This window comes from Halogeometricum rufum (genome assembly GCF_900112175.1).
In the GTDB taxonomy this organism is placed as follows: domain Archaea; phylum Halobacteriota; class Halobacteria; order Halobacteriales; family Haloferacaceae; genus Halogeometricum; species Halogeometricum rufum.
Map to the genome: position 1 here is coordinate 879,133 of NZ_FOYT01000001.1, position 18,452 is coordinate 897,584.

Sequence of the window (18,452 nt, forward strand, 5' to 3'; positions counted from 1 at the left end):
CGCGACTATCCTTCGACCGACCCGTTCGCCGCCGGCAGTCGCTCCTGCGTCACCTCGTAGACGGTCACCGACCCCGACCGGTGGGCGACGCTGACGCCCTGCATCTCGAACGAGACGTCGCCGTAGCGGGCGCGTTCGCCCGGACCGACCCAGACGTACCGCACGTCGTACTCGCGGAGCAGTCGCGCCCGCGTCGCCGCGTCGCCGGTGTACATCGCGTCCACGTCGGCGACGCGCCCGTAGTAGGCGTCGGGGCCGCGGTAGCCGACTTCGTGCGCCCACCCGGCGACGGTGGGCAGACCGGTCAGACTCGACGCCGGGTTCGCGTTCCAGTTGTACATCACGTCCTCGCGCCCGTCCGTCCCCGACGCGTAGAAACTCGTCCCGGGCGCTTCGAGGAGGACGGGCGTCCCCTCGCGTTCGTCCAGCCAATCTATCGCCTCGGCGTACTCGGGGTGTGACGTCTCCACGAACTGCGTCGCGTCGAGCGTCGTCCCGCCGGGCGGCCCCCGTTCGACGTGGTTACCGACGGCGACGACGCCGTAGACGCCCGTCGAGGCGACGAGGAGGCAGGCGAAGGCGACGGCGGCCACGCGGCGCCACGACCGGCCGCCGGCGCCGTCGGTGGCGACGGACGGGGCGGCGTCGCGCACACGCGCGGTGACCCGTGCGGCCGTCGGGACGCCCCGAATCAGGCCGGGGACGGCCACGCCCATCGCCGTCGCCCACAGCACCCACACCTGCATGTACGTCTTGAACACCGTGTTCATCCGGCCGGGGCCGGCCTGTTCGTTGAGGTAGACGAGTTCGACCAGCGTGACGAGTCCGGCACCCGCGACGATGAGGACCGTCTCGTAGCCGACGGGCCGGTCCGAGCGGAGGGCGACCCAGCCGAACACGAGGAGGGGCACCGAGACGGCGAGGGCGGCCAGTCCGACGTCGAGGCCGACGTACGCGGCGGCGAGGAGGCCGACGACGAGGTACACCGGACGGCGGACGCGGAGGCGCGAGAGGAGGTACGCGCCGAAGGCGGCGACGAACGCGCCGTGGACGAGGAGGAGGCCGCCGAGACTGCTCCGCATCTCGGGCCCCAGCAGTTCGACGGTTCGTTCGCTGCCGCTGACGGCCGTCCCGAGGAAGAAGGGCGCGGCGACGGCGAGGGCGACGACGACGCCCGCGACGGTGACGCCGAGGGCGACGCCGACGCGCGTCAGTTCCTCGGCGAGTCGAGAGCGCGCCGCGAGTCGGTCGCCGGCGTCGGCGAGTCCGGGGACGAGCGTCCACGGTGCGGCGGGGGCGAACACCACCGCGAGGGTGCCGAGAGCGAGGACGCTGGGGAAACTCCACGTGTTGTGTATCGCCTGCCAGCCCGCGACGACGGGGAGCGTCGAGAGGAGGAGGCGACGCCGGCGAACCTCGGCTTCGGGCGTCCGGTAGTAGGCGTAGCCGACGGCGGCCGCGAGGAGGAGGAACGGCGTCCCCGTCATGTGGGCGTGCAGGTCGCCGTTCAGCCACGCGAACAGGGGGAACTCGTTGATGGTGCCGGGGATGACCCGCGAGGCGTCCCAGTAGGAGAACGCCGCGGCGCCCTCCAGAATCCCCGAGACGGTGTAGTCCGTGCGCGCGGCGACCATCTGCGCGACCGGTCGCCGCAGGCCCTCGGGGAGGAACACCAGCGCGAACCGACCCGCGGTGACGAGGTTGCTGGCGAACCCGACGAAGAACGCCGCGAACGCGCCGCTGACCCGCCGCGAGAGGCCGTGGTCCTCGCCCACCGTCGCGGCGAGTTCGAAGGCGGCCGTCACCAGCGTGGCGTAGAACCCCGCCAGCGCGAGGTTGTAGGCGAACCGCGTCGGCGTCGCCGTCAGCCACGCGAACAGCGTCGTCACGAGGTGGCCGCCGTAGTAGTACTTCACCGCCTCGCCCGCGAACCAGAGGTCCTCCGGCGGGAGCGTCGGCGCGCGCCGGAGGCTCTTCAGGAGCCCGAAGTCGAGGAACTTCTCGCCCGCGACGGGGAAGACGCCGGGGTCGAACGCGCGGACGACGAGGAGGAACGCGAACGAGAGGCCGAACACCACGGCGGCGTCGCCGACGGCGCGCCGCGGCACGTCGACGCCGAGTTCGAGGCGACCCGCGCGGAGGGCGTCGTGGTCGGCGGCCGCGAGGGCGGACGCGACGAGGAGGACGACGACGCCCGCCAGCAACGCCGGGAGGCCGAACGCGACCTGTCCCACCCAGTAGGCGGGCACCGTGAGCACCAGCGTCGCGGCGGGGACGGCGAGGCCCGCACCCCGGCCGCGCGCCCCCGGGAGGAGGCGCGCGACGAGGGGGAACCCGGCGGCGAAGAGGGCGGCGTAGAGGACCAACCAACGAAGGACGAGGGCGTACTCCATTCTCTACCGGAGGCACCGTAGCCGGGCGGCATACGTCTTATGATGCGGTATCCGCGTCCGCCGCCGGCGACTGAGACCGCCGCGTCGTCGTCGGATTGCCGCCGCCGGCGTCGGCGTTTCCGCCGGTCCGAGACGCGAGCGATTCGTTTTTTATCCTCCCTCTCGGTACTCCACCCAATGACTCGCTCCGTCGGTATCGTGGTCCCGGCTTACCGACCGGACCTCGAACGTCTCGCCGACTACGTCGCGGCACTCCGGTCGGCGCTCTCGCCTGCGGTCGTCCGAATCGAACTCGACGCGCCGCGCCCCGACGCCCTCGAACGCCTCGCGGACGTGCCGGCGACGGTGAACGCCGTCGACGCCCGACGCGGCAAGGGCGCGGCCATCACCGCGGGGTTCGAGGCGATAGCGGACGACGTGGACGTGCTGGCGTTCGCCGACGCGGACGGGAGCACGCCCGCGCCGTCGTTGGCGTCCGTGGTCGAACCGGTCGTCGAGGGCGACGCAGACCTCTCCGTGGGGTCGCGACGCCACCCGGCGGCCGACATCGCGTCGCACCAGACGTTCGCGCGGCGACGCCTCGGCGACGGCTTCGCGTGGATGGCGCGCCGCCTCCTCGACGAACAGCTCTACGACTACCAGTGCGGCGCGAAAGCGCTCACGACGACGGCGTGGCGGTCGGTCCGCCCGCACCTCTACGAGGCCGGGTTCGCGTGGGACATCGAACTCATCGCCGTCGCCGGCGCACTCGGGGAACGCATCGTCGAGGTGCCGGTCCGCTGGGAGGACCGCCCCGGTTCGACCGTCTCCACCGTCGACACGTCGTACCGACTCGCACGCGCGCTGTTCAGTTCGCGCCACCGCGCACGCCTCATCAAAGAGCACAGCCTCCACACGTTCATCGAATCGACGCGGGACCACGAACCCGCGCTCGTGGACCGACTGGGTGAGACGGCCGAGACTCCCGAATGAGCAACAGCAGACTCACAGCCCTCCTCTCCGGCGTCCGCTTCGGGAAGTTCGCCTCCGTGGGAGCCGTCGGCGCGGTGTTCGACGTGACGACGACGACGGCGCTCATCGTCCTGTTCGACGTGCTGAACGAGTACGCCAAACTCGCCGGCGCGGAGGTGGCCATCGTCGTGATGTTCTTCATCAACGAGCACTGGACGTTCGCCGACGCGGGGACGGCCGAGGGAGTCCTCCCGACGCTTCGGCGACTCCTCACCTCGAACGTCGTCAGAAGCGGTGGCCTCGCCGTCCAGTTCCTCGTCGTCCGCGCGTTCCGCGAGGCCGGGTTCTCCTATCTCGTCCTCGGGTTCGACGTCTGGGAGTTGCTGCCGATTCCGCTCGCCATCGGGGCGTCGATGCTCCTGAACTACGTCGCCGAGAGCGTGTTCACGTGGCGCATCGCTGGGGCGTGAGTCGAGGTGGAAACTACCACACGGCGGTCGAATCACAACCCTTAACCGTAACCCACGGTTTCGTTGATGTAGCGGGATGGGATAGCCAGGAGATTCCGCCGGGCTCATAACCCGGAGATCGGTAGTTCAAATCTACCTCCCGCTATGGTTTTGCCGAACTCACTCCCCCCAAGCGAGGCGTTTCATCGCCGAGCGACGGCCGAGTTCGGCACCGTAGCGCAGAGTAGATTTGAACCGGAGAGTGACGCGAGCGTCAGCGAGCGGCACGAACGAGGTTCAAATCTACCTCCCGCGATGGTTTTGCCGAACTCGACCTCCGAGCGAGGCGTCTCGTCGCCGAGTGACGGCGAGTTCGGTACCGTAGCGCAGAGTAGATTTGAATCAGAGAGTGACGCGAGCGTCAGCGAGCGAAACGAACGAGGTTCGAATCTACCTCCCGCGATGGTTTTGCCGAACTCGACCTCCGAGCGAGGCGTCTCGTCGCCGAGCGACGGCGAGTTCGGTACCGGCGCGTCGGGCCCGTTCGAAGAGCGACGGGGGGTGCGACCGGCGTCGAACCGACTCCCCGAACGGCACCCACCCGACATCCGCGTCCGTTACGTCAACACTTACGTCCGGCCCGACTAGAGAATCGAGTATGTCTGCAATATCAGAACGTCACGAAGTGAGAAAGAACGCGGGCATGGTGAGTCTCGGAATCGTCGTCGGTGCTGTCGCGGCGTTCCTGACCGAGATTCCGACCGCCGCCGTCTTCGTCATCGCGTTCGCGGCGTTCGCGGTTCAGAAGTACGCCGAACCGTGACCGACCGCGCGTCCGCCGGCACGAACCGCGGCGACGACCGTCTCAACTGCCGGTGAAGTCGATTCGACTGCCCGACGACAGGTCGTCGTCGCCGGACCCGCCGAGTCCCTCGAACGCGAACGCGTCGTCGGTCAGGTAGACGTCGCCCTCCTCGACGGTCACGTCGAACGTCGAGAGGATCGACCCCTCGCAGGGGCCGAAGTCGCAGTACCCCGTGTCGCGTTGGAACGTCGCGCCGTGCTTCTGGCAGACCAGTTCGCCGTTTCTGACGTACGCCCCGGACCCCTTGTCGAGGCGGACGTCGGTCCAGTGCGGGCAGGCGTTCTCGAAGGCGACGATGGCCCCGTCGTCGAGTTTCGTGAGGATGGCTTCGACTGTTTCCGACCCGTTCCGGAGCGTGAAGAGCACCGTCCCGTCCGACGGCACCTCGTCGGCGGCGACGATGCGTCGCGCGTCGTCCATACCCCGCGTAAGGGGGTGGGCGGTTCAAAGGTAGCGGTATCGGCGGTCGCTGCGCCTCGCCTCCCTCAGTCGCCGTAGTGCGCCCGTTCCACGCGGGCGTCGAACAGGCGCGAGAGGAGCGTCGTCACCGGACCTCCGGGGGACGAGGTCCCCCGTGCCTCCGACCCCGAGGGCTCGGAGACGCCGCCGAGTTCGATGCCGTCCACCGCGGCGACGGGGCGGAGTTCCCACGTCGTGTTCGTGACGAACGCCTCCGTCGCCTCGCGCAGGTCGTCCGGGCGGTAGCGACCTTCTCGGACCGGAATCCCCTCCTCGCGGGCGATGTCCAGCACCTCGGCGCGGGTGACGCCCGGCAGGACCGGGCCTTCGAGACTCGGCGTGCAGAGGGCGTCGTCGCGGACGAAGAAGAGGTTGCTCGTCGCGCCCTCGGCGAGGTGGCCGTCGTCGTCGAGCATCACCGCCTCGTCGGCGTCGCTGACGCGGAGTTCCAGACGGGCGAGGATGCCGTTCAGGTAGTTGTGCGTCTTCGCCCGCGCGGGAATCGCCCGGTCGGGGACGCGCCGCGTCTTCACCGTCTGCAACGTCGCCGGCGCGTCCCACACGGGGTCGCTCCCTCGGCCGCCGCGGGGCAGGGGTTTCACCTGCACGACGACGGTCGGGTCCACCTCGGGGTCCGGGGTCAGCTTCCCCGGTTGGACGCCGCGCGTCACCGAGAGTTTGACGTAGGCGTCCGAGAGGCCGTTCGCCGCCAGCGTCTCGTCCACGCGGCGCTTCAGGTCGGCGTCCGACAGTCCGTGGTCGAGTTGCAGGGCGCCGGCGCCCTCGTCGAGGCGGTTCGCGTGCGCCTCCCAGCGGAACACCTCGCCGCCGTAGGCGCGGAGCGTCTCGAACAGGGCGTCGCCGTACGCGAACCCCCTGTCGCGCACGTTCACCGTCGCCTCGGACGCGGGGACGAGTTCGCCGTCCACGTGGAACAGGAGTCGGTCTCCGTCTCCGCTCTCGCCGGCAGCGTCGGCGTCGCCGGTCGAGTCACCGCCGTCAGTCATCGTCTCCCCCGCAGGCCGCGACGAAGTTCTCGACGATTCGCTTCCCGCCGTCGGTGAGGATGCTCTCGGGGTGGAACTGGACGCCGACGTGCGGTCTGTCGCGACGGCGGACGCCCATCACGACGCGCCGGTCGTCGTCGGTCCACGCCGTCTCGACCAGTTCGTCGGGGACGTCCGCGCGTTCGACGGCCAGCGAGTGGTAGCGGCCCACCTCGAACCGGTCGGGGAGGCCGGCGAACACGCCCTCGCCGTCGTGGCGTATCTCCGACGGCTTGCCGTGGACCACCTCCGGGGCGTGGCCGACGGGCGCGCCGAGGGCCGCACAGAGCGCCTGATGGCCGAGACAGACGCCGAGCGTCGGGTACGAGAGGTCGCGGAACACCGGGACGGAGACGCCCGCGTCCGCCGGCGTGCCGGGGCCGGGCGAGACGACGACGCCGTCGGGGTCCAGTTCGCGGATTCCCGCCACGTCGACGGCGTCGTTGCGGCGGACGACCACCCCGTCCGCGAACTCGCCGACGTACTGGACGAGGTTGTACGCGAACGAGTCGTAGTTGTCCACGACGAGGACGGTGGTCATTCCGCACCTCCCGTGGGAGCGCCTCGCTCTCGGTCCCCGTCCGCGTCGCCGTCATCGACGACCCGCATCCCGCGCCCCTCCGCGGCGAGTGCCTCGTCGACGGCGTTCACGAGGGCGCGGCCCTTCGCCATCGTCTCGTCGTACTCGGCGTCGGGGTCCGAGTCGTGGACGACGCCCGCGCCGACACGGAGGTGGTACTCCTCGCCGACGCGGACGAGCGTCCGGATGACGATGTTGAGCGTCGCCCGGTCGTCGAAGCCGAACGCGGCGATGCTCCCCGTGTAGGGCCCGCGGCGGGTCGATTCGACCTCGTCGATGAGTTCCATGGTGCGCGGTTTCGGCGCGCCGGTGATGGTGCCGCCGGGGAAGACGGCCGCCACCGCGTCGGCGACGGAGACGTCCGGGCGGCGACGGCCCGCCACGACGCTGACGAGGTGCATCACCTCGGAGTAGCGGTCCACGCGGCGGTACTCGGACACCTCGACGCTGCCGTACTCGCTCACCTTCCCGAGGTCGTTGCGTTCGAGGTCCACCAGCATCGCGTGTTCGGCGCGTTCCTTCTCGTCGGTCGTCAGGTCGCGTTCCAGTTCGGCGTCCTCGGCGTCGGTCGCCCCGCGCGGCCGCGTCCCGGCGATGGGTTCGGTGACGAGTCGGTCGCCCGCGACGTGGACGAGCAGTTCCGGACTCGCGCTCACGAGGTCCGCCTCGGGGAACTCCACCAGCCCGGAGTACGGCGCGGGGTTCACCCGTCTGAGGGCGTCGTAGGCCGCGACGGGGTGGACGACGGCGGGAGCGACCAGACGCTGCGAGACGTTCGCCTGGAACGTGTCGCCGTCGCGGACGGACCGCTTGATTCGCTCGACGCGGTCACGGAACGCCGCGCGGCCGCAGTCGCTCTCGAACGTCGCTTCGTCGCCCGCGACGGGCGCGTCCGGAACGCTCGAATCGCCGGCCACGGCCCGGTCGGCCAGTTCGCGCGCCCGTTCGACGGCGCGGTCGTACAGGTCGTCGAGTCGCCCGTCGGCCGGGTCGTCGCAGCCGTCGGGGACCGTCGGACACGCCGTCACGCGGAGCGTCGTCGCCTCCTCGTCCCGCGGTTCCTCCCACGCCGCGACGCGGTCGAACAGTCCCAGCCGGAGGTGCGGGAGGTTCCGGTCGTCGGCCGCCAGCGACGGCAGCGATTCGAGTTCGCGCGCCACGTCGTAGGAGAGCCACCCGAACAGGCCGCAGGGGTACGGCACCTCGACGCCCGTCTCGCCGCGGACCAGCGACTCCGCGTCGAGGGCGGCGTCGAGCGTCGAGAGCGACGGCGACGCCGCCGCGGTCGGCCCTCGCCCCTCGTCACCGTCGGCCACCGTCTCCGCGTCGGGGCCGACGCGGATTCGCTCCACGGGGTCGACGCCGAAGTAGCCCCACCCCGACTGGCCGCCGGTCGTCTCCAGGAAGAAGCCGTCGCCGTCGTCGTCGCGGGCGCGGCGGTACGCGTCGAACGGGTCGTCGACCGTGCGGTGGAGTTCGACGGGGACCCGCGCACCCGCGGGGGCGTCCGCGGCGGCGGCGCGGAACGTCTCCCGTCGGGTGACGACGCTCGGCGCGGACGAGTCGGTCATGTCCAGAGGTACGCGGGTACGGAGTAAACGGTTTCGCGTTCGCGGCAGGCGGAGCCGTCTCTACGCGCCGTCGGTCGCGCGGTCGATCCACCGCTGGACGCGCTTCTCGGAGACGTCTATCTCCTCGGCGAGCGACCCGGCGTCGGCGTCCGCCAGGTCGGCCACCGTCTCGACGCCGGCGTCGGCGAGGCGTTCGGCGTAGGCCGGTCCGATGCCCTTCAGGTTCTCGACCGGTTCGCCGGCGGCACCGCCGTCGTCGGCCGTCTCGTCGGCACCCTCGCTCTCGTCCGTCTCGGGTTCACCCTCGGCACCGGCCGCCTCCTCTCCGGTCGGTGGCTGTCCGGCGGCCTCCGCGGGTTCGGCCCGTTCGGTCGGTTCGTCGGCGTTCTCCTCGTCCACGAGCGACTCGGTGGACGCGGCGGCGTCCGTCTCGGCGGCGACGGACTCCTCGGACGTCTCCTCCGTGCCGTCGGCCGCCTCGGCGTCGGCCTCGACCTCCTCGACGGACGACGTCTCGCCGACGGCTTCGGCGGGTTCGGCGGCCTCTGCGGGTTCGGTATCGTCGTCCACCATGGAGTCCGTGGACGCGGCCGACTCCGCCTCGCCCGTCGCGGCCGCCTCGTCCTCGGCGGCCGTGTCGCTCTCGGCGGCCGTCTCGCCGTCGTCGCCGGCGGCGTCGGCGGGTTCGGCCTCCTCGATGACGTCTTCGGTGCCCGCATCCTCGCCGACGCCCGTGCCGTCGTCGACGCCTTCGACCGCTTCGCCGGGTTCGCGACCCGCTTCTTCGTCCACCAGCGTTTCCGTCGACGCCGCCGCGTCCGTCTCCTCGGAGACGGGTTCTTTCACGGCGGATTCGGACTCCGTATCGACCTCCTCTCGCGTGTCCCGTTCGACGGAGACGCGGGTTTCTCGCTGGGACGACGCGGTAGAAGACCCTTCGTCGCGGCCGAGAAGCGACCGCAGCGACGACTTAATCGAGTCGAATATGCCCATTGTGTTCCCGTATGAACGCCGATTATTTAAAAATCGTTACCTCGCCGTCTCTTCATTCGAGGGCGGCGCGAAGCGCGTCGTTCATCGCGTCGACGGGCGCGTCCCGCCCCGTCCACCGCTCGAACGCCTCGACGCCCTGAAACAGGAGCATCCACGCGCCGTCAATTGCCGTCGCCCCGGCGGCCGCCGCGTCGCGGAGGAGGCGCGTCTCCACGGGGGAGTACACCGCGTCGAGGACGGCCAGTCTCTCGTGGAGGTGCTCCCGCGGGACCGGCGTCTCGTCGGACTCCATCCCGACGCTGGTCGCGTTCACGAGGACGTCGGCCCGTTCGATTCGGTCCAGTTCGGCCAGTCCGCTTCCGGTGGCGCCCGGAACGTCTTCGGCGAGTTCGACGGCGCGTTCGGCCGTCCGGTTCGCCACGTGGACCGCCGCGCCCGCGTCGGCGAGGGCGAACGCCGCCGCCCGACCCGCGCCGCCGGCGCCGACGACGACGGCGTCCCGCCCGTCGAGTTCGACGCCGTGGTGGGCGAACGACCGGCGGACGCCCGCCGCGTCGGTGTTGTACCCCCGCGGCGTCTCGCCCCCGAAGTCGACGGTGTTCACCGCGCCGATTCGCGCGGCGAGTTCGTCCGGTTCGACGACCGAGAGGACGTCCTGCTTGAACGGGATGGTCACGTTCAGGCCCGCGATACCGAGGGCGTCCGCGCCCGCGACGGCCGCCTCGACGTCGTCGGGCGACGGTTCGAAGGTGACGTAGCGCGCGTCCATCCCGCAGACGTCGTACGCCGCCTCGTGCATCGGCGGCGACAGCGAGTGGCCGACGGGGTTGCCGACGAGTCCGAACACCTGCATGCTCATGGTCGGACTGGGGCCGGGCGCGGATTAAAAGGAACCGAGGCGGCCGGACTTGCGGCCACGTCTGCCGCGGCACCGAGGACGGTCGGTTCGTCGCGCGGATGCGACGCGCCGCGGGGAGACCGTGCGACGAGTTGACGAACCGGGCGCGGACCGGCGGACTTTTTCTCCCGTGCCGCCTCCGTGCGACTCCGAACAATGGCCTCGTCCGTCCTCCTCTCCGTCGACACGGTTCTGCTCCTCCTCGGTGTCGCCGCACTGTACGTCGGGGCGGAACTGCTGGTGCGCGCCGCCTCCCGACTCGCCATCGGCTTCGGCGTCCGCGCCGCCGTCGTCGGCGTCACAGTCGTCGCCTTCGCCACGACGGCCCCCGAACTGGCCGTCGCCCTCCTCAGCGGATTCTCCTACTCGACGGACCTCGGCATCGGCGCCATCGTCGGGTCCAACATCGCGAACATCGGCCTCGTCCTCGGCATCTCCGCGCTCGTCAGGCCGCTCGACGTCGACGAGGGCGTCCTCGTCCGGCACGTCCCGTTCATGGTCGCGGCGGCCGCGCTCCTCGTCCTCCTCGGGATGGACGGCCGACTCGGCGCGTTCGACGGCGTCGTCCTCCTCGCGGTGCTCGCCGTCTTCACCGGCTACCTGCTCTACCGCATCCGGGCGAGCAGACCCGACGCGATACCCGTCGAGGAGGTGGACGTCGACGGCGTCAACACCGTGAGCGCGCGGGACGTGGCACTCCTCCTCGCGGGCCTCGTCCTCCTGCTGGTCGGGTCGCGCTGGCTCATCCAGGGCGGACAGAGCGTCCTCCAGGCGTACGGCTTCGACGAACGGTTCGTCGGTCTCACCGTCCTCGCCTTCGGGACGTCGCTCCCGGAACTCGCCGCCAGCATCGTCAGCGCCGTCAAGGGCGAGTCGCAGTTCAGCATCGGCAACGTCGTCGGGTCGAACATCTACAACGTCCTCGCCGTCCTCGGCGTCCTCTCGGTGCTCGTCCCCGTCGGCGTCCCCGTCGAGACGCTCGCGTTCGACTTCCCCGCCCTCGTCGCGTTCACCGTCGTCGGCGTCGCCCTGATGGCGTACGGTCGGACCGTCTCGCGCGCCGACGGCGCCGTCCTCGTCGTCGGCTACCTCGCCTTCTTCTCGCTGCTCCTGTGACCCGCCCCGGCGGGGAGCGCCGAAAGCACAAGAGATAGGCGTGGTGGGCCTCGTACCACGGACGATGAGTTCACGTCTCAGCCATCCGCTCACCGCCGTCGCCGTGGCGGTGGTGCTGTCGCTCCCGTGGGTCTTCACGTGGGCGACCGGCACCGTGTCGGGGCTCTCCCACCTCGGGACCGTCGCGGTAAGCGGGCTGGCGGTCCTCGGCGCATCGTTCCTCCTCGCGTGGGGAGCAGAGACGGCGGAGAAAGACGTCCCCCGCGCGTTCGCACTCGCCGTCCTCGCCGTCCTCGCCGTCGCCCCCGAGTACGCGGTGGACGCCCTCTACGCGTGGCAGGCGGCGTCCGACCCCTCGAAGGCGAATCTCGCCGTCGCCAACATGACAGGCGCGAACCGCATCCTCATCGGACTGGGCTGGTCGGGCATCGCCCTGTTCTCCATCTACAAGGCCACGCAGGGCCGCGACGACTCGAGCGTCGTGAACCGCGACGGCTACCTCCGCGACGCCGTCAGACTCGACCCCAGCATCTCGACGGAGATTCTGTTCCTGTTCGCCGCCACCCTCTACGCGTTCTTCGTCCCCTTCAACGGGGGCATCGACTGGGTCGACATGGTCGTCCTCGTCGGCCTCTACTTCACCTACATCGGCATCATCGTCCGCGGCGACGTGGACGAACACGACGAGCAGGTGGGCGTGCCCGCGTACTTCCAGGCGAAGTCGCGGGCCGTCCGGACCGCCGTCGTCCTGACGCTGTTCGCCTACTCCGCGTTCCTCATCATCACCGCCGTCGAACCGTTCGCGCACGGGCTGGAGGCGCTCGGCCTGCAGTTCGGCATCCCCGAGTTCTTCATGATACAGTGGATCGCGCCGCTGGCCTCCGAGAGTCCCGAACTCATCGTGACGGCCTACCTCGTGAACAAGGCGCGTTCGACCGCGGCGTTCAACGCCCTCATCTCCTCGAAGCTGAACCAGTGGACGCTGCTCATCGGGACGCTCGTCCTCGTCTACAGCGTCGCGCTCGGCCGCTACGGAGCGCTCCCGTTCGACTTCAAGCAGTCGGCCGAGATATGGCTCACCGCCGCGCAGAGCTTCTTCGCGCTGGCGGTCCTCGTGAACTTCCGCATCGACGTGCGCGAGGCCGTGACGCTCTTGGTCCTGTTCGTCTCGCAGGTGGTGTTCGAGTTCGCCATCATCCAGACGGTGCCCGAGCCCACCGCCACGCAGTACTCCATCGACCTCCTCCTCGGCTACACGGCGCTCTACCTCCTCATCGGCTCCGGGTTGCTCGTCAGCCGGCGGACGGACCTGCGTCGGCTGGCCCGCCTGACGGTCAGGAACGTCCGCGGCGAACCGACGCCCGAACCCGGCCGGGCGGACTGACCGGCTTCGACGCGTTTTAGCCCGTCGCCCGGTCACTCTCGCTCGTGATTGCCGTCGTCGTCAGTCGCGCCGACAGCGCATCGGTCCACATCGGCGAGCGACTGCTGGAACTCGGCGAGTGGGAGGAACTGACCGACGAGTCGCGCCCCGACGAGGCGGGGGGCGGGACGTACTACCGCCGCGGCGAGTTCGAACTCCGCGAGTTCGACGCGCTCCACCTCGAACTCGACGGCGTCGCCGACGCGTTCTCCGAGTCCCCGGCGTTCGTCGCGTTCGTCTCCAGACACTCCGGCGACACCGGACCGCTCCTCACCGCCCACTTCACCGGGAACTTCGGTCCCGCCGAGTACGGCGGCGAGTCGGGCGCGTTCGCCCGCGCCTGCCCGAACGCCCAGAAGGCCGTCGTCGAGGCGTTCGACCGACACGCGCCGGACGGCTACGAGGTGGGAATCGAGTGCACCCACCACGGCCCCACGGACGTCGGCGCCCCCGCGATGTTCGTCGAACTCGGGAGCGACGAGGAGGCGTGGGCGGACCCCGACGGGGCCCGCGCCGTCGCCCGGGCCGTCCTCGACCTCACGGGCGTCGCCGCCGACCGGGACCGCCACCTCGTCGGCTTCGGCGGCGGCCACTACGCCCCGCGGTTCGAGCGCATCGTCCGCGAGACGGACTGGGCCGTCGGCCACGTCGGCGCCGACTGGCCCCTCGACGCGATGGGGTCGCCCGCGGCGAACCGCGACGTGCTCCGCCGCGCGTTCGAGGCGTCGGCGGCCGAGTACGCCGTCGTCGAGGGCGACCGACCGGAACTGGTCGAGACGCTGGCGTCGCTCGGCTACCGCGTCGTCAGCGAGACGTGGGTCGTCGAGAGCGAGGGCGTCGCCGCGGACCGACTGGAGACGCTGGAGGCCGACCTCTCGCCCGTCGAGGAGGGGCTTCGCCTCGGCGCCGACGCCGACGCGGACGACTACGCGGTCGTCTCCCTGCCGGACGACTTGCTCGTCGAGGCGGCGGGCATCGACCTCGACGCGGCCCGCGAGGCGGTCCACGCGAACGCCGTCGCCTACGAGACGAGAGAGGGCGGGACGAAGGCGTCGGGTCGCGCGGCGGTCGCCGACGAGGACCGGTACGACGCCGTGGTCGACGCCCTCGCCGCGATTCTCCGCGAGAAGTACGACGAGGTGCGGCGCGAACGGACCGCCGTCGTCGCCACCCGCCAGTCGTTCGACGCCGCCGCGGCCGCCGAGTTGGGCGTCCCCGAGGGCCCCGCGTTCGGGAAACTCTCCGCGGGCCGGTCCGTCGAAGTCGAGGGGCGCGAGGTGACTCCCGCGGACGTTCGTTCCGAGGAGACGGTCGCGTTCAAAATATAGTCGCGGCCGGGAGCCAGTCGGCGGCGCGCCGGACGCAGTCGGTCGGCGGAGCCGGCGAGCGCGCCGAACTCGCCGGTTGGGGTCAATCGGCAGACAGGTAGCGACTCCCGCGAACGTCGGACAGGCGTCCGACGTGAGGGGGAAAGATAATTAGGCTCCATTCGGTAAGGACGCTCATAAATGGACTCGATCGTCGACGAAGCAATAGACGAGGCCGAGGAGACGGGGGATGGGAGGACCGTCGACGGGCTCGAAGACGAACAGGTGCGACGCAGCGGAACGATGACCGACGACGAACTGAAGGACGTTCTGCAGGACCTGCAGACGGACATCACCGTGGTCGGCTGCGGCGGTGCGGGCGGGAACACCGTCAACCGCATGCAGGAAGAGGGAATCAAGGGCGCGAAACTGGTCGCCGCCAACACCGACGTGCAACACCTCGTCGAAATCGAGGCCGACACGAAGATACTGATGGGCGAGCAGAAGACGCAGGGCCGCGGTGCCGGGTCGCTCCCCCAGGTCGGCGAGGAGGCCGCCCTCGAATCTCAGGAGGAGATTTACGACGCCATCGAGGGTTCCGACATGGTGTTCGTCACCGCCGGTCTCGGCGGCGGCACCGGAACTGGGTCGGCCCCCGTGGTCGCCAAGGCCGCCCGCGAGTGCGGTGCGCTCACCATCGCCATCGTGACGACGCCGTTCACCGCCGAGGGTGAGGTCCGTCGCACGAACGCCGAAGCCGGTCTCGAACGTCTCCGCGACGTGGCCGACACGGTCATCGTCGTCCCCAACGACCGCCTCCTCGACGCGGTGGGCAAACTCCCCGTTCGGCAGGCGTTCAAGGTGTCCGACGAGGTGCTGATGCGCTCGGTGAAGGGCATCACAGAACTCATCACCAAGCCCGGTCTCGTCAACCTCGACTTCGCCGACGTGAAGACGGTGATGGAACGCGGCGGCGTCGCCATGATCGGTCTCGGCGAGTCCGACTCCGACTCGAAGGCGCAGGACTCCGTCAAGAGCGCCCTCCGGTCGCCGCTTCTCGACGTGGACATCTCCGGTGCCAACTCCGCGCTCGTGAACGTCACGGGCGGGTCCGACATGAGCATCGAAGAGGCCGAGGGCGTCGTCGAGGAGATTTACGACCGCATCGACCCCGACGCGCGCATCATCTGGGGCACGTCCGTCGACGAGGAACTCGACGGCACGATGCGGACGATGATAGTCGTCACCGGCGTCGAGTCACCGCAGATATACGGTCGCAGCGACGGCGGCGAGGAGATGCACAACGCGCCGCAACCGCAGGCGGCCCAACAGGGACAGGACATCGACTACGTCGACTAACGGACGCCGCGCCGGCCTCCCGTCTCGTCGCCCGGTCCCCGTCTCCCGGGTTCGTGACCGACTCGGATTCTCCCGCGGAGCGACGTCTGTGACGGTTTCTCGTACCGCAGGTCTCCCGATTGCATCAATAGATAGAAAAAGCCCGGCGTACAAGCCACGGCTAACATGGACGTCAAGTACGACCTGAACAGTTACGTGCGGGTGCTGAAACTGGCGAGCACCCCCTCCTGGGAGGAGTTCTCCCAGATCGGTCTCATCGCCGGCGCCGGCATCTTCCTCGTCGGCTTCATGGGGTTCGTCATCTTCGCACTCATGAGTTTCCTCCCCGGAGGTGTCTAGGGTGCCCATCTTCGCCGTCAAGACGACCGCGCGACAGGAGCAGACTGTCGCCGACATGATAGCCACCCGTGAGGAACCGGAGATACACGCCGTCCTCGCCCCCGACTCGCTGACGAGTTACGTGATGGTCGAGGCGGACAACAACGCGGTCATCAACCGCGTCCTCGAAGAGATTCCGCACGCCCGCGGACTCGTCGGCGACGGGCAGGCCACCTCCAGCATGGCCGAAGTCGAGCACTTCCTCTCGCCGACGCCGGACGTGGAGGGCATCGCGGAGGGCGACATCGTCGAACTCGTCGCCGGCCCGTTCAAGGGCGAGAAGGCGCGCGTCCAGCGCATCGACGAGACGAAAGACCAGGTCACCGTCGAACTGTACGAGGCGACGGTCCCGATTCCGGTCACCGTCCGCGGCGACCAGATTCGCGTGCTGGATAGCGAGGAGCGCTGAGAGCGCACCTCGGGCGGTGCGAGCGGCGTCCCCGCGCGTTTCCAACGCCGACCGTTTCTGCGGGTGACTCCCCGTCTCGTTCTCGACCCTCACCACGAGCGTCGCCGCCGGCGACGGCTACAGTGCGCCGCGCTCTTTCAGCGTCTCCACGACCGACTGCAGGTCGGCCTCCGACTCCACCTCGCGCTTGACACGCTCCCGTTCGCGCACGTCGGAGGAGTTGGCGTCGTACGCGCGGACGAACTCGGCGCGGGAGTGTTCCTCGAACGCGTGGCGGATGGCGAAGTAGCCTTCGGGGACGATGGTGCCGCACACCTTGCACTCGTGACGCTCGTGTTCGACCGTCTGGTGGATGATGGCGTCCTCCACCTCCTCGAACCGCCCGTCACACTCGGCGACGCCGCACTTCCACAGGGACATACTGGCGGAGACGGATACCGGGGACTAAACCGTTCCGCAGGCCGGCCGGACGCCCCGTCGGCCGACTGTCACGTGCCGCCGCCGGGACCGACGGACGCCACCCGCCAATCGGTCGGAAGATAGTAATGACTAACCACGACGGCACCGCATCGGGAGACGTGACCGCTACGTCCGCGTCTCCCCCTGCGTCCACGCGCGTCGATATGCACGTGAAGATTCTGGACGAGCGCGTCGCGTCCCGGGCGAAAGCCCGCGGCATCGACGTGCTGGTGTACGCTCCGCACTTCGAACGCCTGCCCGACATCCGGGAGACGGCCGCGAAGTTCACCGACGACGAGTTGCTGGTGGTTCCGGCGCGGGAGGTGTTCACCGGGACGTGGCGGCAGCGTCGGCACCTCCTCGCCCTCGGCCTCTCCTCGCCCGTGCCGGACTTCATCACGATGGAAGCCGCGTTCGCCACCTTCGCGCGGCAGGAGGCGGCGGTCCTCGTCCCTCACCCCGGCTTCCTCAACGTGAGCCTCGGCCGCGAGGAGGTCCGCGCGCACGCCGACGAGATACACGCCATCGAGACGTACAACGGGAAGCTGTTCTCCGGGCAGAACCGACTGGGGCGGGAGTTGTCCGCGGCGTTCGGCATCCCCGGCTTCGCCTCCTCGTACGCCCACCTCAGCGGTAGCGTCGGCGAGGCGTGGACGGAGTTCGACCGGGCCATCGAATCGACCGAGGACCTCGTGACGGCCCTTCGCGAGGGCGCTCCTCGACGCGTCATGTACCGCTCGGGCGTCGGCCACGGCCTGCGCACCGCCCTCGAGTTCGCGCACCTCGGGTTCGAGAACTCGTGGGGGAAGATAGACCGACTGTTCCTCTCGGGGATGGAGCCGACCCACCCCGGTCACATCGCCTACGACGGCGACTTCGACGACGTGCGGGAGTACTGACCGCGACGCCGGCGGGGCGGGCTACCGTCGAGCGACGACGAGGTAGAGGACGAGGACGATGCCGGCACCGACGAGGTTGCCGACGAGGCCGGCGAGGAACGTCGCCGCCGTCCACGCGAGGCGGTTCGGAACACGGTTTCGCTTGGCGTCGTAGTAGACGAACAGCGCCGGCGCGATACCGACGAGGACCAGAATCAGGAACAGGACGAGCAGTTCCGGACCGCCCGGGAGACCCGGGAACAGCGGTATCGACCGGAACGCGGCGACCGACTGGAGGGACTGTAGAACGACCGACATACTCGCGCCGTTCACGAGCGTCGTGTTAATGGGTGGCGATACGGAACCGTCGCCTCAGAACAGGCCGAGGAGCGCGGCGGCCTCCGCGAACGACGTGTCGAGGGCGAACACGTAGTAGTGGACGGCGGCGAGGACGGCGAGTTCGACGGCGGTGACGACGAACGTGACCGGGTTGGCCCACTTGCTGGAGGTGGCGACGCCCGTCGGCAGGTCGTACTCCTGCGAGGAGAGCGGGTAGAACAGCGCGATGCCGCGCTTGGACCCCACCACGTCGAGGACGTAGTGCGTCGCCACGCCCACCCAGACGAACTGCAGGTTGCCGAAGACGTACGGGAAGGCGACGAAGACGGCGAGGACGGGGAGGTTGTGTAGCGTCTTGCGGTGCTTGCCGAACGCGGTGTCCACGTCGGGGAACAGTGCACCGAGGATGACCGGGAGCGACAGTTCGGCGACTCTCGTGCCCGCTTCGAGGGCGAGGGCCGCGGGCGTCTCCTCGACGAGGGGTCCCGACGTCGGGTCGACGGCGAGGATGACGCCCAGTCCGACGGCCAACAGCGCGCCGTTCGTCACGTGCCCTTCTTTGTTCATGAAGCGACTGTC

Annotated in this window: 20 protein-coding genes and 1 tRNA gene; 11 read left to right on the forward strand and 10 right to left on the reverse strand. The window is 69.9% G+C overall.

Annotation, left to right across the window (positions count from 1 at the left end; translation table 11 throughout):
- Positions 1-5: 5 nt before the first annotated feature.
- Entirely contained in the window at positions 6-2,393 is a 2,388-nt protein-coding gene (locus BM310_RS04605) for a DUF2298 domain-containing protein (protein WP_089805046.1), read from the reverse strand.
- Positions 2,394-2,570: 177 nt separating this feature from the next.
- Here BM310_RS04605 and BM310_RS04610 point away from each other — a divergent pair, with 177 nt between their 5' ends.
- From BM310_RS04610 to BM310_RS21235, 4 genes are all read left to right on the forward strand, one after another.
- Positions 2,571-3,365 (forward strand): glycosyltransferase, encoded by a 795-nt coding sequence (locus BM310_RS04610; protein ID WP_089805048.1) that lies wholly within the window; start codon positions 2,571-2,573, stop codon positions 3,363-3,365.
- Entirely contained in the window at positions 3,362-3,814 is a 453-nt protein-coding gene (locus tag BM310_RS04615) for a GtrA family protein (RefSeq protein WP_089805050.1), read from the forward strand. Before BM310_RS04610 ends, BM310_RS04615 begins: the two co-directional genes overlap by 4 nt.
- Positions 3,815-3,884: 70 nt before the next feature.
- A tRNA-Met gene (locus BM310_RS04620) sits at positions 3,885-3,959 on the forward strand.
- A gap of 492 nt (positions 3,960-4,451) precedes the next feature.
- Entirely contained in the window at positions 4,452-4,616 is a 165-nt protein-coding gene (locus tag BM310_RS21235) for a hypothetical protein (RefSeq protein ID WP_177232529.1), read from the forward strand.
- Between the two features lie 42 nt (positions 4,617-4,658).
- On the opposite strand, the gene BM310_RS04630 is transcribed toward BM310_RS21235, so the two are convergent.
- The 6 genes from BM310_RS04630 to BM310_RS04655 form a co-directional block, all read right to left on the reverse strand.
- Positions 4,659-5,078 (reverse strand): Rieske (2Fe-2S) protein, encoded by a 420-nt coding sequence (locus BM310_RS04630; RefSeq protein ID WP_089805053.1) that lies wholly within the window; start codon positions 5,076-5,078, stop codon positions 4,659-4,661.
- Positions 5,079-5,143: 65 nt separating this feature from the next.
- Entirely contained in the window at positions 5,144-6,124 is a 981-nt protein-coding gene (locus BM310_RS04635) for an aminotransferase class IV (RefSeq protein ID WP_089805055.1), read from the reverse strand.
- Positions 6,117-6,704 (reverse strand): anthranilate synthase component II, encoded by a 588-nt coding sequence (locus BM310_RS04640; protein ID WP_089805057.1) that lies wholly within the window; start codon positions 6,702-6,704, stop codon positions 6,117-6,119. Before BM310_RS04640 ends, BM310_RS04635 begins: the two co-directional genes overlap by 8 nt.
- On the reverse strand, positions 6,701-8,314 hold the full coding sequence (locus BM310_RS04645) for an anthranilate synthase component I family protein (RefSeq protein WP_089805059.1): 1,614 nt from the start codon (positions 8,312-8,314) through the stop codon (positions 6,701-6,703). The genes BM310_RS04640 and BM310_RS04645 overlap by 4 nt, the downstream gene beginning before the upstream one ends.
- 60 nt (positions 8,315-8,374) lie before the next feature.
- Entirely contained in the window at positions 8,375-9,307 is a 933-nt protein-coding gene (locus BM310_RS04650; RefSeq protein ID WP_089805061.1) for a helix-hairpin-helix domain-containing protein, read from the reverse strand.
- Between the two features lie 52 nt (positions 9,308-9,359).
- A complete protein-coding gene (locus tag BM310_RS04655) occupies positions 9,360-10,160 on the reverse strand; it encodes a shikimate dehydrogenase (RefSeq protein ID WP_089807016.1) in 801 nt (266 codons plus the stop codon).
- Between the two features lie 201 nt (positions 10,161-10,361).
- Here BM310_RS04655 and BM310_RS04660 point away from each other — a divergent pair, with 201 nt between their 5' ends.
- The 6 genes from BM310_RS04660 (at position 10,362) to BM310_RS04685 (ending at position 16,197) form a co-directional block, all read left to right on the forward strand.
- Positions 10,362-11,321, forward strand: a complete 960-nt coding sequence (locus BM310_RS04660) for a calcium/sodium antiporter (RefSeq protein ID WP_089805063.1) — start codon at positions 10,362-10,364, stop codon at positions 11,319-11,321.
- Positions 11,322-11,385: 64 nt separating this feature from the next.
- Positions 11,386-12,705: a sodium:calcium antiporter gene (locus tag BM310_RS04665; protein WP_089805064.1), complete on the forward strand. Its 1,320-nt coding sequence runs from the start codon at positions 11,386-11,388 to the stop codon at positions 12,703-12,705.
- Between the two features lie 44 nt (positions 12,706-12,749).
- Positions 12,750-14,072 (forward strand): D-aminoacyl-tRNA deacylase, encoded by a 1,323-nt coding sequence (locus BM310_RS04670; RefSeq protein ID WP_089805066.1) that lies wholly within the window; start codon positions 12,750-12,752, stop codon positions 14,070-14,072.
- A 180-nt stretch (positions 14,073-14,252) separates the two neighbouring features.
- Positions 14,253-15,410: a cell division protein FtsZ gene (gene ftsZ, locus BM310_RS04675; RefSeq protein ID WP_089805068.1), complete on the forward strand. Its 1,158-nt coding sequence runs from the start codon at positions 14,253-14,255 to the stop codon at positions 15,408-15,410.
- Between the two features lie 165 nt (positions 15,411-15,575).
- The gene (locus tag BM310_RS04680) at positions 15,576-15,749 is read left to right on the forward strand and encodes a protein translocase SEC61 complex subunit gamma (protein WP_089805070.1); all 174 of its coding nucleotides are present in this window, start codon (positions 15,576-15,578) and stop codon (positions 15,747-15,749) included.
- A 1-nt stretch (position 15,750) separates the two neighbouring features.
- Positions 15,751-16,197, forward strand: a complete 447-nt coding sequence (locus tag BM310_RS04685) for a transcription elongation factor Spt5 (protein WP_089805072.1) — start codon at positions 15,751-15,753, stop codon at positions 16,195-16,197.
- Positions 16,198-16,314: 117 nt separating this feature from the next.
- On the opposite strand, the gene BM310_RS04690 is transcribed toward BM310_RS04685, so the two are convergent.
- The gene (locus BM310_RS04690; RefSeq protein ID WP_089805074.1) at positions 16,315-16,617 is read right to left on the reverse strand and encodes a DUF7565 family protein; all 303 of its coding nucleotides are present in this window, start codon (positions 16,615-16,617) and stop codon (positions 16,315-16,317) included.
- Positions 16,618-16,820: 203 nt separating this feature from the next.
- Here BM310_RS04690 and BM310_RS04695 point away from each other — a divergent pair, with 203 nt between their 5' ends.
- Positions 16,821-17,555, forward strand: a complete 735-nt coding sequence (locus BM310_RS04695) for a PHP-associated domain-containing protein (protein WP_177232530.1) — start codon at positions 16,821-16,823, stop codon at positions 17,553-17,555.
- Between the two features lie 21 nt (positions 17,556-17,576).
- Here the strand turns inward: BM310_RS04695 and BM310_RS04700 are convergent, their stop codons facing one another.
- Positions 17,577-17,852 (reverse strand): hypothetical protein, encoded by a 276-nt coding sequence (locus tag BM310_RS04700; RefSeq protein ID WP_089805078.1) that lies wholly within the window; start codon positions 17,850-17,852, stop codon positions 17,577-17,579.
- A gap of 54 nt (positions 17,853-17,906) precedes the next feature.
- Positions 17,907-18,440, reverse strand: a complete 534-nt coding sequence (locus BM310_RS04705) for a metal-dependent hydrolase (RefSeq protein ID WP_089805080.1) — start codon at positions 18,438-18,440, stop codon at positions 17,907-17,909.
- Between the last annotated feature and the right edge of the window lie 12 nt (positions 18,441-18,452).

Bases quoted from the DNA above. Each gene is read 5' to 3' on its own strand.
- BM310_RS04695 (WP_177232530.1), top strand. From the start codon at position 16,821: ATGCACGTGAAGATTCTGGACGAGCGCGTCGCGTCCCGGGCGAAAGCC.
- BM310_RS04680 (WP_089805070.1), top strand. From the start codon at position 15,576: ATGGACGTCAAGTACGACCTGAACAGTTACGTGCGGGTGCTGAAACTG.
- BM310_RS04665 (WP_089805064.1), top strand. From the start codon at position 11,386: ATGAGTTCACGTCTCAGCCATCCGCTCACCGCCGTCGCCGTGGCGGTG.
- BM310_RS04630 (WP_089805053.1), bottom strand. From the start codon at position 5,078: ATGGACGACGCGCGACGCATCGTCGCCGCCGACGAGGTGCCGTCGGAC.
- ftsZ (WP_089805068.1), top strand. From the start codon at position 14,253: ATGGACTCGATCGTCGACGAAGCAATAGACGAGGCCGAGGAGACGGGG.
- BM310_RS04615 (WP_089805050.1), top strand. From the start codon at position 3,362: ATGAGCAACAGCAGACTCACAGCCCTCCTCTCCGGCGTCCGCTTCGGG.
- BM310_RS04645 (WP_089805059.1), bottom strand. From the start codon at position 8,314: ATGACCGACTCGTCCGCGCCGAGCGTCGTCACCCGACGGGAGACGTTC.
- BM310_RS21235 (WP_177232529.1), top strand. From the start codon at position 4,452: ATGTCTGCAATATCAGAACGTCACGAAGTGAGAAAGAACGCGGGCATG.
- BM310_RS04635 (WP_089805055.1), bottom strand. From the start codon at position 6,124: ATGACTGACGGCGGTGACTCGACCGGCGACGCCGACGCTGCCGGCGAG.
- BM310_RS04640 (WP_089805057.1), bottom strand. From the start codon at position 6,704: ATGACCACCGTCCTCGTCGTGGACAACTACGACTCGTTCGCGTACAAC.
- BM310_RS04605 (WP_089805046.1), bottom strand. From the start codon at position 2,393: ATGGAGTACGCCCTCGTCCTTCGTTGGTTGGTCCTCTACGCCGCCCTC.
- BM310_RS04610 (WP_089805048.1), top strand. From the start codon at position 2,571: ATGACTCGCTCCGTCGGTATCGTGGTCCCGGCTTACCGACCGGACCTC.
- BM310_RS04690 (WP_089805074.1), bottom strand. From the start codon at position 16,617: ATGTCCCTGTGGAAGTGCGGCGTCGCCGAGTGTGACGGGCGGTTCGAG.
- BM310_RS04660 (WP_089805063.1), top strand. From the start codon at position 10,362: ATGGCCTCGTCCGTCCTCCTCTCCGTCGACACGGTTCTGCTCCTCCTC.
- BM310_RS04705 (WP_089805080.1), bottom strand. From the start codon at position 18,440: ATGAACAAAGAAGGGCACGTGACGAACGGCGCGCTGTTGGCCGTCGGA.
- BM310_RS04650 (WP_089805061.1), bottom strand. From the start codon at position 9,307: ATGGGCATATTCGACTCGATTAAGTCGTCGCTGCGGTCGCTTCTCGGC.
- BM310_RS04700 (WP_089805078.1), bottom strand. From the start codon at position 17,852: ATGTCGGTCGTTCTACAGTCCCTCCAGTCGGTCGCCGCGTTCCGGTCG.
- BM310_RS04655 (WP_089807016.1), bottom strand. From the start codon at position 10,160: ATGCAGGTGTTCGGACTCGTCGGCAACCCCGTCGGCCACTCGCTGTCG.